This is a genomic window from Priestia koreensis (assembly GCF_001274935.1).
Taxonomy (GTDB): Bacteria; Bacillota; Bacilli; order Bacillales; family Bacillaceae_H; genus Bacillus_AG; species Bacillus_AG koreensis.
Genome location: NZ_LILC01000019.1, coordinates 26,305 through 40,010, shown reverse-complemented (window position 1 = coordinate 40,010; position 13,706 = coordinate 26,305). Strand labels below are relative to the sequence as shown.

12 protein-coding genes are annotated in these 13,706 nt (G+C 41.3%); 1 reads left to right on the top strand and 11 read right to left on the bottom strand.

Annotated features, from left to right (window positions below):
- Nucleotides 1-138 precede the first annotated feature (138 nt).
- From mtaB to gpr, 11 genes are all read right to left on the bottom strand, one after another.
- Nucleotides 139-1,491, bottom strand: coding sequence for a tRNA (N(6)-L-threonylcarbamoyladenosine(37)-C(2))-methylthiotransferase MtaB (mtaB, locus tag AMD01_RS14075; RefSeq protein ID WP_053402069.1), 1,353 nt, complete (start codon nucleotides 1,489-1,491; stop codon nucleotides 139-141).
- Between the two features lie 5 nt (nucleotides 1,492-1,496).
- A complete protein-coding gene (locus AMD01_RS14070) occupies nucleotides 1,497-2,249 on the bottom strand; it encodes a 16S rRNA (uracil(1498)-N(3))-methyltransferase (protein ID WP_053402068.1) in 753 nt (250 codons plus the stop codon).
- A gap of 106 nt (nucleotides 2,250-2,355) precedes the next feature.
- Nucleotides 2,356-3,300 carry a 50S ribosomal protein L11 methyltransferase gene (gene prmA, locus AMD01_RS14065; RefSeq protein ID WP_053402067.1) on the bottom strand — a complete coding sequence of 315 codons (945 nt, stop codon included), beginning with the start codon at nucleotides 3,298-3,300 and terminating at the stop codon, nucleotides 2,356-2,358.
- Between the two features lie 34 nt (nucleotides 3,301-3,334).
- Nucleotides 3,335-4,462 (bottom strand): molecular chaperone DnaJ, encoded by a 1,128-nt coding sequence (dnaJ, locus tag AMD01_RS14060; RefSeq protein ID WP_053402066.1) that lies wholly within the window; start codon nucleotides 4,460-4,462, stop codon nucleotides 3,335-3,337.
- Between the two features lie 154 nt (nucleotides 4,463-4,616).
- A complete protein-coding gene (dnaK, locus tag AMD01_RS14055) occupies nucleotides 4,617-6,449 on the bottom strand; it encodes a molecular chaperone DnaK (protein ID WP_053402065.1) in 1,833 nt (610 codons plus the stop codon).
- Between the two features lie 31 nt (nucleotides 6,450-6,480).
- A complete protein-coding gene (grpE, locus tag AMD01_RS14050) occupies nucleotides 6,481-7,050 on the bottom strand; it encodes a nucleotide exchange factor GrpE (RefSeq protein WP_053402064.1) in 570 nt (189 codons plus the stop codon).
- Between the two features lie 134 nt (nucleotides 7,051-7,184).
- Entirely contained in the window at nucleotides 7,185-8,216 is a 1,032-nt protein-coding gene (gene hrcA, locus AMD01_RS14045) for a heat-inducible transcriptional repressor HrcA (protein WP_053402063.1), read from the bottom strand.
- Between the two features lie 77 nt (nucleotides 8,217-8,293).
- Nucleotides 8,294-9,436, bottom strand: a complete 1,143-nt coding sequence (gene hemW, locus AMD01_RS14040; RefSeq protein WP_053402062.1) for a radical SAM family heme chaperone HemW — start codon at nucleotides 9,434-9,436, stop codon at nucleotides 8,294-8,296.
- A gap of 154 nt (nucleotides 9,437-9,590) precedes the next feature.
- A complete protein-coding gene (gene lepA / locus AMD01_RS14035; RefSeq protein WP_053402061.1) occupies nucleotides 9,591-11,414 on the bottom strand; it encodes a translation elongation factor 4 in 1,824 nt (607 codons plus the stop codon).
- A 196-nt stretch (nucleotides 11,415-11,610) separates the two neighbouring features.
- A complete protein-coding gene (locus AMD01_RS14030) occupies nucleotides 11,611-11,943 on the bottom strand; it encodes a YqxA family protein (RefSeq protein ID WP_053402060.1) in 333 nt (110 codons plus the stop codon).
- Nucleotides 11,944-12,098: 155 nt separating this feature from the next.
- Entirely contained in the window at nucleotides 12,099-13,211 is a 1,113-nt protein-coding gene (gpr, locus tag AMD01_RS14025) for a GPR endopeptidase (RefSeq protein WP_053402059.1), read from the bottom strand.
- 217 nt (nucleotides 13,212-13,428) lie between these two features.
- Here gpr and rpsT point away from each other — a divergent pair, with 217 nt between their 5' ends.
- Nucleotides 13,429-13,695 (top strand): 30S ribosomal protein S20, encoded by a 267-nt coding sequence (gene rpsT, locus AMD01_RS14020; RefSeq protein WP_053402058.1) that lies wholly within the window; start codon nucleotides 13,429-13,431, stop codon nucleotides 13,693-13,695.
- Nucleotides 13,696-13,706 lie beyond the last annotated feature (11 nt).

Below are 13,706 nucleotides of genomic sequence, written 5' to 3'. Positions count from 1 at the left end.
TTCTATGTTTTCCCCTGCTGAAAACGCATCAAACATGTTCCACTACTAGAGGATAAAATCGCTCTTTTATTGTATCCCCCTTCTTGCGAAAAGGTAGTCATGAAAAAAGACATCAGCACGCTGATGTCTTTTCATTGTTTATGAGCTCATTTTCATCTGAGCTGTGTCTTCTTCTAATACACGTACAAACTGTCCTTCGTTATGTGGATAGCCTGCTTTTTCAATTTTCACTTTTACGAGTTTCCCAACCATATCTTCTGTTGCAGGGAACACAACTTTTAGATAATTGTCGGTATATCCTACATAAAGACCGCTCTCAGGTGCTTCCTTGTATACTTCTTCTGGAATTACTTCAAGCACTTCGCCTTCAAACTGTGACGCATATTCTTTTGCTAATTGATCAGATAGCTCAATTAAGCGGTGTACACGAACGTTTTTCACTTCTTCATCAATTTGATCGTCCATACGAGCTGCTGGTGTACCCGTGCGTTTTGAATATGGGAACACGTGTAGTTCAGAGAACTGATGTTTTTTAATGAAATCATATGTTTCCATGAATTCTTCTTCTGTTTCACCTGGGAATCCAACAATTACGTCTGACGTAATCGCAAGACCTGGAAGAGCTTCACGTAAGCGATCTAAACGCTCTCCGAAGAACTCCATCGTGTATTTACGACGCATGCGTTTTAACACCGTGTTAGAGCCAGACTGAAGCGGAATATGAAGATGGCGTACAACCATTTTAGAATTTTTCAACACGTCAATTACTTCATCCGAAATTTGACTTGCTTCAATAGAAGAAATACGAATACGTTTCAGACCTTTTACGTTTGCTTCTAAATCACGTAAAAGCTGTGCAAGATTGTAGTCCTTCATATCTTCACCGTAACCACCTGTATGAATACCTGTTAACACGATCTCTTTGTATCCTGCATCAACAAGCTGCTGCGCTTGTTGAATAACTTCTTGCGGATCACGAGAACGCATTAAGCCACGAGCCCAAGGGATGATACAAAACGTACAGAAGTTGTTACATCCTTCTTGAATTTTCAATGAAGCACGCGTACGGTCTGTAAATGCTGGTACATCTAATTCTTCGTAAATGCGTGCTTTCATGATGTTTCCTACACCGTTAATTGGCTGACGTTCTTCTTTATATTGCTCAATGTATTCGAGCATTTTAACACGATCTTGTGTGCCGACTACGATATCAACACCAGGAATCGCCATAATTTCAGCAGGTGATGTTTGAGCGTAGCAACCTGTTACACAAATAACGGCGTCCGGATTTCTTCTTACCGCACGGCGAATTACTTGACGGCTTTTCTTATCACCTGTATTTGTTACTGTACATGTATTAATTACATACACATCTGCTGAATGTTCAAACTCTACACGATCGTAGCCACTATTTTTAAACAGCTGCCAGATGGCTTCAGTTTCATAGTGGTTTACTTTACAACCTAGCGTGTGAAACGCAACTGTTGCCATGTTCATCACTCCATTAGTTCAGTTTGGTACGAAACAGCTGCTAGCACATACATAGACGCTGTTTCCGTACGTAAAATCCTTGGGCCGAAGCCGCATATAACAGATCCATTTTCTTTTAAAAGTTGGACTTCTTTTTCGGTTAAACCGCCTTCAGGTCCAATTACGACAAGAACGGATTGGCCCTTTGTCAGACTAGAGAGGCTTTTATATAAGTTAGCAGATTCTCCCGCCTTCGCTTCTTCCTCATACGCAACGATGATGCGATCATAGTTCTTTGCTTCTTCAATGAGTTTTTGAACCGTTAACGGCTCTGTTACTACCGGACATTTGGTTCGATGAGATTGCTCGGCTGCTTCCTTGGCAATTTTCTGCCAGCGCTCAAGCTTCTTTTTGCCTTTTTTCTCATCCCATTTCACAATAGAACGACCTGCAATAAAAGGGATAAACTTTGCTGCACCGAGCTCGGTCCCTTTTTGAATAATCAGTTCCAGCTTATCCCCTTTAGGCAATCCATTCGCTATAGTCACTGAAACAGGTAATTCCTTTCGTTCGTCAAGCCATTTCGTTACGTTCAACACAACATCGCCTGATGATACATCTTCGATGGTGCATAAAGCGGATTCATCCTTCTCATTACAACATATTACTTCGTCACCGGCAACCATCCTCATAACGCGAATGATATGGTGAGCATCATCACCTTTAATCACGACACGCTCATCTTCAAAATCATGATTAGCTAAAAAATATCGTTGCATAGGTCCGCACCTTTCCTCGAACATTTTCCCGTAAAGGAAGGACAAGGAACCTCAGTTCCTTGTCTATAGTTGTTATTCATTCCCATAAACGGATTTATTTTATCAATTATTCAGCAGGTTTTTGGGCAATAATCGCTACCCAGTCCTCCATCAACGTTGTTTCTTGAATTAAGAAACCAGCATCTGTTAAGGCTTGCTTAACATCTTCTTTCTTCTTGTTAATAATTCCTGATGTGATGAAGAAACCACCTGGTTTTAAAATACGTGCCGCATCCTCTACAAAACGCACAATAATTTCAGCTAAAATATTCGCTACTACCACGTCTACAGGTCCTTCAACGTTATCAAGCAGGTTATTTTGCGAAACCGTTACAACGTCTTGAACTTTGTTTAGCTTAATGTTCAAACGAGCAGATTCAACCGCTACTTCATCTAAATCCATCGCGCGAACTTCTTTTGCTCCAAGCTGCGCTGCACCGATGCTTAATACACCAGAGCCTGTCCCAACGTCCACAACCGTATCACCCGGCTGTACTTTTTTCTCGATTGCTTGAAGTGACATAACCGTTGTAGGATGTGTCCCCGTTCCAAATGCCATTCCTGGATCTAGCTCAATAATAAGCTCATCTGTGCTCACCGGTTCATAATCTTCCCACGTCGGAACGATTGTAAAGCGCTCAGAAATTTTAACAGGATTATAATACTTTTTCCATGCTGTTGCCCACTCTTCTTCATGCACTTCGCTAATCGTTACAACGTTTGCTCCTAAATCGAAGTTATAAACAAGCAGACTATTGATGGATTCTTTAATCGCGTCAACCGTTTCGCCTAAAAAGCTATTAATAGGAAGGTATGCTTTGACAAGCACCCCTTCCACCGGATAATCTTGCGGATTGAGTTGGTAGATCTCGCCGAACTTGTTTTCACGCTCTTTAATTAAGTCCTCTGGATCTTCAATCACAACTCCACTTGCTCCTGCTTCATGTAAAATATTCGAAATCGGTTCGATTGCTTCATTTGTTGTATGAATGCAAATTTCAGACCATTTCATTATCTACCAACTCCATTCCTAGATTCCTAAATGCTTATTCACCTTTAAAGGCACGGCGTACTTTTGCGAAAAATGAATCATGTTGCTCATCGGGAGCTCCTTGCCCACTTAAATCTACAAAATCGCGTAATAACTGTTTTTGTTTATCCGACAGTTTAGCTGGCGTAATGACGCGCACTTGGATGTGCTGGTCTCCTTGTCCATAACCACGCACGTTTGCAACACCTTTTCCTTTTAGACGGAATTTTGTGCCTGTTTGCGTGCCTGCTGGAATTTTCAGCTTCACTTTTCCATGTAACGTCGGTACTTCAATTTCGTCACCGAGCGCTGCTTGAGCAAATGTTAACGGCATTTCGCAATAGATGTCATCACCATTTCGCTCAAAGAATTCGTGAGAACGAACTTGGAATACAACATACAGGTCACCTTGTGGGCCACCGTTGACACCTGGCTCGCCTTGACCGGATACGCGTAGCTGCTGACCGTCATCCACACCTGCTGGAATTTTGACGTTAATTTTTGTTGTTTTTGTTACTTTTCCATCACCATGACACGTTTTACATTTGTCACGAATGATTTTGCCCGTTCCATTACAATGGTGACATACACGGCGATTGACGATTCGGCCAAACGGAGTTGATTGCTCGACGTTTAGCTGCCCTGAACCATGACAGTGTGAACAAGTGTCCACTTTTGTTCCCGGCTTCGCTCCTGTACCGCTACATGTATCACATGTTTCTTCACGTGGAATTTCAATTGTTGTATCTTTTCCAAACACCGCTTCTTCAAAGCTTAGTGTCATCGTATATTGTAAATCGGCGCCTTGACGCGGTGCGTTTGGATCACGTCGACGTCCCCCACCGAAAATAGAGCTGAAAATGTCTTCGAATCCGAATCCACCACCGAAGTCGCCGCCTCCGCCAAATCCACCAAAGCCTTGGTTAGGATCTGTATGACCGAACTGATCGTAGTGAGCTCTCTTTTGATCATCACCTAACACTTCGTACGCTTCTTTAATTTCCTTAAATTTATCGGCTGCGTCCGCTTCCTTATTGATGTCTGGATGATACTTCTTGGATAGTTTTCGGTACGATTTTTTAATTTCGTCCTTTGAAGCACCTTTACTAATTCCAAGGACTTCGTAATAATCTCGTTTACTCATCAATACTCACCCCGGTTTCTTTCACATAAAAATTATTCTATCACTAACGTTCTTTTCATCGCAATACTAAACTCCATTGTTTCCAGATAAACTACAAAAAGTCAAAGCCAAGACGAGCCTGACTTTGACTTTTTGTTTTCGTACATGTGTAATATTACTTGTCGTCTTTTACTTCTTCGTATTCAGCGTCCACTACATCGTCATCGCCTTTTGTTGAAGCTCCGTCCGCAGCGCCTTCAGCACCTTGTTGAGCTTTTGCAGCTTCTTCATAAAGCTTTGTTGTCAATGTTTGAACGATTTGTTGAAGTTCGTCTTTTTTCGCACGAATTTCTTCAAGATCGTTTTTCTCGATTGCAGCTTTTAACGCGTCTTTCGCTTCGTTTGCTTTCGCTACTTCTGCTTCGTCTACTTTACCTTCAAGGTCTTTTAACGTTTTTTCAGTAGCAAATACAAGCTGGTCAGCTTCGTTGCGCAGGTCTACTTCTTCTTTACGCTTTTTGTCAGCATCAGAATTTTCTTCTGCTTCTTTTACCATACGTTCTACTTCTTCATCAGAAAGACCTGAAGATGATTGAATTGTGATGGCTTGCTCTTTGTTTGTACCTAAATCTTTTGCACGTACGTTTACGATACCGTTCTTATCAATATCAAACGTTACTTCGATTTGTGGTACACCACGTGGAGCTGCTGGGATATCTGTTAATTGGAAACGACCTAATGTTTTGTTGTCGCTTGCCATTGAGCGCTCACCTTGTAATACGTGAATATCTACTGCTGTTTGGCTATCAGCTGCTGTAGAGAATACTTGTGACTTGCTTGTTGGGATTGTTGTATTACGATCAATTAGCTTCGTGAACACGCCGCCCATTGTTTCGATACCAAGTGAAAGTGGCGTTACGTCAAGTAACACAACGTCTTTCACATCACCAGTCAATACGCCACCTTGAATTGCTGCACCTAGTGCTACAACTTCATCCGGGTTTACACCTTTGTGTGGTTCTTTACCTGTTTCTTTTTTGATTGCATCTTGTACAGCTGGAATACGTGTAGATCCACCAACAAGAATAACTTTGTCAAGTTCGCTTGGTGAAAGACCAGCATCTTTTAGTGATTGGCGTACAGGAGCCATTGTACGTTCTACTAGGTGTGAAGATAGCTCTTCAAACTTAGCACGGCTTAATGATACTTCTAAGTGAAGTGGGCCTGCTGCACCTGCAGTGATGAACGGTAAAGAAATTTGTGTTGATGTAACACCTGAAAGATCTTTTTTCGCTTTTTCAGCTGCATCTTTTAAACGTTGTAACGCCATTTTATCTTGAGCAAGATCAATGCCGTTTTCTTTTTTGAATTCTGCTACTAAGTGGTCAATGATTACTTGGTCAAAGTCATCTCCACCAAGACGGTTATCACCAGCTGTAGCGCGTACTTCGAATACGCCGTCACCTAGCTCAAGGATTGATACGTCGAATGTACCGCCACCTAGGTCATAAACTAGAATTGTTTGATCTTCGTCTGTTTTTTCAAGACCGTACGCTAATGCTGCTGCTGTTGGTTCGTTGATAATACGTTCAACTTCTAAGCCCGCGATACGACCAGCATCTTTTGTTGCTTGACGCTCTGCATCGTTGAAGTAAGCAGGAACTGTAATAACAGCTTTTGTTACTTCTTCACCTAAGTAAGCTTCAGCAGATGCTTTTAAGTTTTGTAGGATAATTGCAGAAAGCTCTTGAGGTGTATAGTTTTTACCTTCTACTTCTACTTTGTAATCCGTACCCATGTGACGTTTGATTGAGATGATTGTGTTTGGGTTTGTAATTGCTTGACGCTTCGCTACTTCCCCAACTTGACGCTCACCGTTTTTGAATGCCACAACAGATGGTGTTGTACGGTTTCCTTCTGGATTTGGGATTACTTTTGGTTCGCCGCCTTCAAGAACTGCGACACAAGAGTTTGTTGTTCCTAAGTCAATACCAATGATTTTACTCATCGAATTCTACCTCCTATATAATATGTATTTATTATTGATTCACTTTCACCATAGATGGGCGAATGACTTTATCTTTTAGCTTATATCCTTTTTGGAATTCTTCTACAACCGTGTTCGGTTCATAAGAATCATCTTCAACTTGCATAACGGCTTGGTGAAGATAAGGATCAAACGGGCTTCCTACCGCTTCAATTGCCTCAAGTCCTTCTTTTTGAAGAGCTTCAGCTAGTTGACGATAGACCATTTGCATTCCTTGTAAGATTGCATCGTTTTGAGCTTCCTCTGTATCTACTTTTAACGCTCTTTCAAAGTTATCAAGAGCTGGTAAAATGTCAGTAATAAGTTTTTGAGCACGATACTTCTCAGCAGATTCTGCGTCTAAGCGTGTGCGGCGACGAAGGTTATCAAAGTCTGCTTGCAGGCGTAGATAGCGGTTTTCCTGCTCATCTACTTTTGCTTGAAGGGCTTCAATTTCTACGTCTTTCGCATCTTTCTCTTCAGCTTGTTCCGCTGTTTCCTCGTGTACATCAGTTTCTTCTACTTCTTCAGTATGAACTGATTCCTCTACCATTTCTTCCGATGTGTGTTTCTCGTTTGCCAATGGTTTCACCTCCCTTAAATATATAGCCATTGGCTATTTGACCAGGACATGCCCCCTAACAAGCAACAAGGGCACACCCTCTTTATACTTTCCATATTGCATTTTATTCTAAACCTACATTACACACAAATAAGCTATTCTTTTAAATGTAAGTTTTGCCAGCCTTGCGCAAAATCGTGCGAGAATAACTGCAGTAGACTAATTACACGTGAATATTCCATTCGTGTTGGACCTAACACCGCAATTCTGCCTAACTGCTCGCCTCCTAGAGAATACGTAGCCGTAATCAAACTACAATTCTCCATCGCGCTTTCTTGATTTTCGCGACCGATTTTCACTTGAATACCTAACTTATTCGAGTGTAGCAGGCGCGTTACCTGATCTTCTTGCTCAATCATTGTAAGCAATGAACGAACCTTATTAATATCATTAAATTCTGGCTGATTCAACATATTTGTCTTACCGCCAATGAAGATCTTCTCCTCATTGTCGACATGCAAAATGTTTGAGATCATCTCTACGGATTGCTCATATTCATGAATATGAGCGCGCAGTAAGACCGCGATCTCTTTATAAATCCGATCGTGTAATTCAACCATCGGGACGCCTACAAGTCGTTCATTTAAAATGTTGACCATTTTTTCGAGATCTGTTCCTCTTACAGTTTTCGGCACGGAAATTGTTTTGCTTTCAACATGTCCCGTATCCGTTACAATAATGGCAACGGCTGACTCACCGCTAAGAGGTAAGATTTGAATTTGTTTTAAACGATGTGTGGTAACTCTTGGTCCTAACACGATAGATGTCAGATTTGTTAATTCAGATAAAATTTGTGCTGATTTTTGGACGACCTGCTCTAGCTCGAAGATCCTTTCCGCAAAAAGAGACTTTACCTTAGAGATGTCAGCTACTGTTAACAACTGTGGGGATATTAAATGATCCACGTAATAGCGATATCCTTTTTCAGAAGGAACTCGACCTGAAGAGCTATGGGTTTTTTCAATAAATCCTAATTCTTCTAAATCCGCCATTTCGTTTCGAATCGTAGCAGAACTAAAGCTAATGTCTTCTTTTTTCGATAAGGTTCGAGAACCTACCGGCTGTGCAGATCGAATGAAATCGTCAATAATCACTTGCAAAATCAACAATTGTCGTTCTGTTAGCACCTTTCATCACCTCTGTTAGCACTCCTTTATAACGAGTGCTAAATCTAATACTAAATTACCAAATCACCTTTTTAATGTCAATCATTAATCCCTAGAAACGCTTGAAACACTTCGTTACCTAAAAAACGACCTTTTGTCGTAAGGCGTACATAGCCATCTTCATCCGTTAGTAAGCCTAGCTTTGCTTGCTCAGCAATTGCCTCACCGAATACAGATTGAATGCTTTGGCCAAATTTTTCCGCAAAGCGCTCTTTGGAAACGCCTTTCGTTTTTCGAAGACCAAGGAACATTTCTTCTTCTAGCTGCTCGCCCACTGTGACAACATGTTCATCTAAATAGGCAAAGCCCTTTTCTTCTACGAGATCCATGTATCGTTTAATCGGCGCTACGTTGGAGCGTCTAACGCCTCCTACATAACCATGTGCCCCAGCTCCAATCCCATAATACTCTTCATTATCCCAGTATGTTAGATTGTGCCTGCTTTCATAACCTGGCTTTGCAAAGTTGCTGATTTCGTATTGATTGAAGTTTGATTTCGCTAACGTGTCCATCAAGAACCCGTACATCTTCGCTTCATCATCTTCTGACGGTGTATGAAGCTTGCCTTTTCTCATCAAGTTATAAAAAACGGTTTTCGGTTCAACGATGAGTGAGTATGACGAGATATGTTCAACGTCCAATTCGAGTGCTTTCTCGATAGACTGATGGAACATCTCTAAGTCTTGTCCAGGAAGTCCATACATCAAATCCAAGCTAATGTTCGAGAAGCCCATTTCTTTTGCGAGCTTTACTAAGCGCTCCACTTCCTCATTTGTATGAACACGACCGATGGTTTTTAGAAGCTCTTCATTAAATGTTTGCACGCCAATGCTAAGACGGTTTACACCGTACTCTTTTAAAAGCGTCAATTTTTCTTTTGTTAGCTCATTAGGATTTGCTTCGAACGTATACTCCCCGTTATTAGCTAGCGGCAAGTGAGTGCGAATGCTCGTTAAAAATTGCTCTAATTGCTTTTCATCTAGTGCTGTAGGTGTTCCTCCCCCTACAAAAATGGTCTCCAACTCTTTGGTTGGGAAAGCAGAAACGGTTTGTTTCATTTCTTGATCCATTGCCTCTAGATAAGCCTCAACTGGCTGATTTTGAAAAAACACTTTATTAAAATCACAATAGTGACAAATGTGATGACAAAATGGAATATGCAAATAGGCGGCTTTCACCATTGTAGCTTCACCTCGTTTGGATAAGAATTAGAAAAATACCGCAGACAGATTCTGCGGTATTTTTCCTGTTTCCCATCTGAATGGGATTTATTATAACACGTAAAAGATTGAAAGACTGTTCAAACGATCAGGATTTCATTTCCTTTTTCTCTCATTAATCTTCGTCCATTTTCAGAACGGCCATGAAGGCTTCTTGTGGAACCTCTACAGAACCTACTTGCTTCATACGCTTTTTACCTTCTTTTTGCTTATCAAGCAATTTACGCTTACGGGAAATATCTCCCCCGTAACATTTAGCTAATACGTTTTTACGCATTGCCTTGATCGTAGAACGAGCCACAATCTTTTGCCCTACGGCTGCTTGAATCGGTACTTCGAACTGCTGACGCGGAATAAGCTCTTTTAGTTTTTCAACAATAAGCTTTCCACGGTCATAAGCTGAATCACGGTGAACGATGAAAGAAAGCGCATCGACTTTTTCAGCATTTAATAGAATGTCCATCTTCACAAGTGACGACGCTTTGTATCCAATTAACTCGTAGTCAAAAGAAGCATATCCTTTTGTGCTTGATTTTAACTGATCAAAGAAGTCATACACGATTTCTGAAAGTGGAATTTCGTACACAATACTTACACGGTTCTCATCTAGGTATTGCATATCGATGAAAATACCACGTTTCTTCTGACAAAGCTCCATTACAGCCCCAACATAATCATTTGGAACCATTACCGTTGCTTTCACATATGGTTCTTCAACATGGTCAATCTTTTGTGGATCTGGCATGTTAGAAGGGTTATCTACACGTAACGATTCTCCGTCTGTTAAATGCACGTCGTAAATAACACTTGGTGCTGTTGTAATAAGATCGATCTTGAATTCGCGCTCAATACGCTCTTGGATGATCTCCATGTGCAGAAGACCTAAGAACCCACAGCGGAAACCGAACCCAAGCGCTTGAGATGTTTCTGGCTCGAACTGTAGAGCTGAGTCATTTAACTCAAGCTTCTCAAGAGCTTCACGCAGATCGTTGTATTTCGCTGTATCAATTGGGTACAGACCACAGAATACCATTGGATTTAATCGACGATAACCTGGTAGAGGCTCTGTTGCACTGTTCTTAACGTGCGTAATTGTGTCCCCTACTCGTGTATCACCAACGTTTTTGATCGCAGCCGTTAAGAAGCCAACGTCTCCAACAGATAATTCTTCTTTCGCCACTGCTTTTGGTGTGAACACACCTAGCTCGGTTACTTCGAATTCTTTGCCCGTTGCCATCATTCTGATTTTGTCTCCAACTTTCACACTACCTTCAACAATTCGAATGTAGGCTACTACCCCACGATAAGAGTCGTATAAGGAGTCAAAAATCATTGCTTTTAGCGGTCCTTCAGGGTCTCCTATTGGTGCCGGCACTTTTGCCACGACTTGCTCTAGAATTTCTTCAATTCCGATACCAGCCTTAGCAGAAGCTAGAACTGCTTCTGAAGCGTCTAATCCGATCACGTCTTCTACTTCTTGACGAACACGCTCTGGCTCTGCACTTGGCAAATCAATTTTATTAATAACAGGTAGAATCTCCAAGTCATTGTCTAACGCTAAATAAACGTTTGCTAGCGTTTGTGCTTCAATTCCCTGAGCCGCATCTACTACGAGTACCGCACCTTCACAGGCTGCAAGGCTTCGGGAAACTTCGTATGTAAAATCGACGTGCCCCGGTGTATCAATTAAATGAAAAATATACTCTTCTCCGTCTTTTGCTTTGTATGTTAACTGGACGGCATTAAGTTTAATCGTAATTCCACGTTCACGTTCTAAGTCCATTGAATCTAAAAGCTGTGCTTTCATCTCACGAGACGTTAACGCATTCGTTTTTTCTAGAATGCGGTCTGCTAGAGTAGATTTTCCATGGTCAATATGAGCGATGATTGAAAAGTTACGAATTTTTGACTGTCGCTTTAATTTTGCTTCTCTATCCATTCACTACTTCACTCCTACTAAAAATCGACAAGAATACATTAGTTTAGATTATATCAATAGAAACTACAATATACAATATTCAATATTAGAGAAAAGAGTGCCCCTCGTCCGTGTAAAAGCAAAAAGTCTAGCATGTCCTACCGAATTGGTATGCTAGACTTTTTATGAACGTTCATCCATTTCAACGCAATGGCCCTTACTTAAAAATGCCATCTAATAGGTGCATCCCTTTTTCCGCTGCTCCTTTTGTTGCGTTGGCAATTTTTTTACCCGCATTTGAAAAAAGATTAAACGCTTTTCGTTTTTCTAATAGCTGCTGCTTTTCTTCTAAATTGAATTTTGATTTAGCACCTAACACGGAGGCTTCTACTTCTCCATCGTCTGTTGAAATATTAACCGCTTTTGACAGGGCGGGATCTTCGTAGCCCTTCATTTTTATTAATCCTTCATTAGCCGTTTGCATCCCCAGCAGGACACCAAAGAACAGCAGCGAAGCGACAAGTAAACAACGAATCGTAAATTTCACCATTGGGAATTACCTTCCTTTTCCCGATCTTTTATTTCCATTATGGCTATTCAGACACGGTTCCATTCACATCGATTGCTTCTTGACTGCACGTTCGCGCTTTTGGAACTCTACTCTATCTATACGCTACTAGATAAAATGATAGAACCACCGAACGGTTAATGAGTATATGACCCCAAATTATCTTGGTCAATTTGATGATGAAGCGCCGCATTCAATCCACCTGCTACAACGTTTGCCATGTCTTCCATGAACATATCCACTTCTTTTGGCGTCACCATTAAGTTATGTCCGAGCGGAGAAAGAACTTCGTGAATAAGCTTTCGCTTTTCATCTTCTGGAAGAGTTCCAATCATCCCTAGATACGTTTGACGCTGTTCTTCAGCAGGAAGATCGTCTTCTGTTAGCTTCTTCTTCTCACCAAACGTCATTCCAGCAGGTACAAGCGATTTGGAAGGCTTGTCTTGATCTTTCATTTCACGTCCGAAGTGTTTTAAAATAAAATCGATCGTATCACTCGTAATCGATACAGCATCGACAACGGTTGGAATACCAAGTGCGATAACTGGAATACCGAGCGTTTCATAACTAAGCTCTTTTCGTTTATTCCCAACACCAGATCCCGGATGAATACCTGAGTCAGATAATTGAATGGTTGCATTGACGCGCTCAATTGACCGAGCTGCAAGTGCATCAATTGCAATGAGAAAATCCGGCTTCACGCGATCAACAATCCCCCGAATCACTTCGCTCGTTTCAATTCCTGTAATCCCCATCACACCCGGTGCAAGAGCACAGACAGGGCGGAACCCTTCATCAACGCTTTCAGGCTCTAGTTCAAAAAGATGGCGCGTAATCACCAAGTTTTCGACTGCCATTGGGCCGAGCGCATCGGGCGTTACGTTCCAGTTTCCGAGCCCCACTACTAGGCACGTAGCGTCGTCCGCAATGTTTAACGTTTTAATAAAGTGATGAACTTCTTTGGCGAGAACTCGTTCCACACGACTTTGAAATTCCGAGTCTTTATCACGTATGCCGATAGCTTCTAACGTTAAATAACGGCCTTTCTTCTTTCCGATGGCCTCTTCACCTTCAGCCGTTACCTCCACGTGCGTCACTTTAATTCCATCCACATCTTTTTCTTTCACAATGACGCCTTTAATTTCTGACGATGTCTGTTCTTTTTCACGGTCCTGCACAACCATTTCACGTGCTTCAATCGCTAAATCAGTACGAACACTATATTTACTTAAATCCAATTCCTGACCCATTTTTCATCCCTCCGATATAATCAATTACAAACTTCCCTTATTTTCCCCTCGATCATTGAGAACATGCATATTCGTTCACATATGCAAAATTATAAAATGATCGCTAGATTCTATTGCATTATGCTCGTGGGTTTGATAGAATATCTTGTGTTCTAATTGCTAAAATTATCGAGTTAACCATTACCTCGATTTGTATTTTTTTTAGGAGGTGAATTGGATGCCAAATATTAAATCTGCGATCAAACGTGTAAAAACTAACGACGCTCGTCGTGCTCACAATGCTCAAATCAAGTCTTCAATGCGTTCTGCAATCAAGACTTTCGAAGCTTTAGTTGCAAGCAAAGACGCTGACAACGCGACATCTGCTTTTGCAGTTGCTTCTAAAAAATTAGACAAAGCTGCTCGTAAAGGTCTTATCCATAAAAACGTTGCTGCTCGTCAAAAGTCTCGTTTAGCAAAACAACTAAACAGCCTAACTGCTTAATTGCAGAAAAA

Coding starts and splice junctions, on each gene's coding strand:
- mtaB (WP_053402069.1), bottom strand. CDS start 1,491: ATGGCAACAGTTGCGTTTCACACGCTAGGTTGTAAAGTAAACCACTAT.
- AMD01_RS14070 (WP_053402068.1), bottom strand. CDS start 2,249: ATGCAACGATATTTTTTAGCTAATCATGATTTTGAAGATGAGCGTGTC.
- prmA (WP_053402067.1), bottom strand. CDS start 3,300: ATGAAATGGTCTGAAATTTGCATTCATACAACAAATGAAGCAATCGAA.
- dnaJ (WP_053402066.1), bottom strand. CDS start 4,462: ATGAGTAAACGAGATTATTACGAAGTCCTTGGAATTAGTAAAGGTGCT.
- dnaK (WP_053402065.1), bottom strand. CDS start 6,449: ATGAGTAAAATCATTGGTATTGACTTAGGAACAACAAACTCTTGTGTC.
- hemW (WP_053402062.1), bottom strand. CDS start 9,436: ATGGTGAAAGCCGCCTATTTGCATATTCCATTTTGTCATCACATTTGT.
- lepA (WP_053402061.1), bottom strand. CDS start 11,414: ATGGATAGAGAAGCAAAATTAAAGCGACAGTCAAAAATTCGTAACTTT.
- AMD01_RS14030 (WP_053402060.1), bottom strand. CDS start 11,943: ATGGTGAAATTTACGATTCGTTGTTTACTTGTCGCTTCGCTGCTGTTC.
- gpr (WP_053402059.1), bottom strand. CDS start 13,211: ATGGGTCAGGAATTGGATTTAAGTAAATATAGTGTTCGTACTGATTTA.
- rpsT (WP_053402058.1), top strand. CDS start 13,429: ATGCCAAATATTAAATCTGCGATCAAACGTGTAAAAACTAACGACGCT.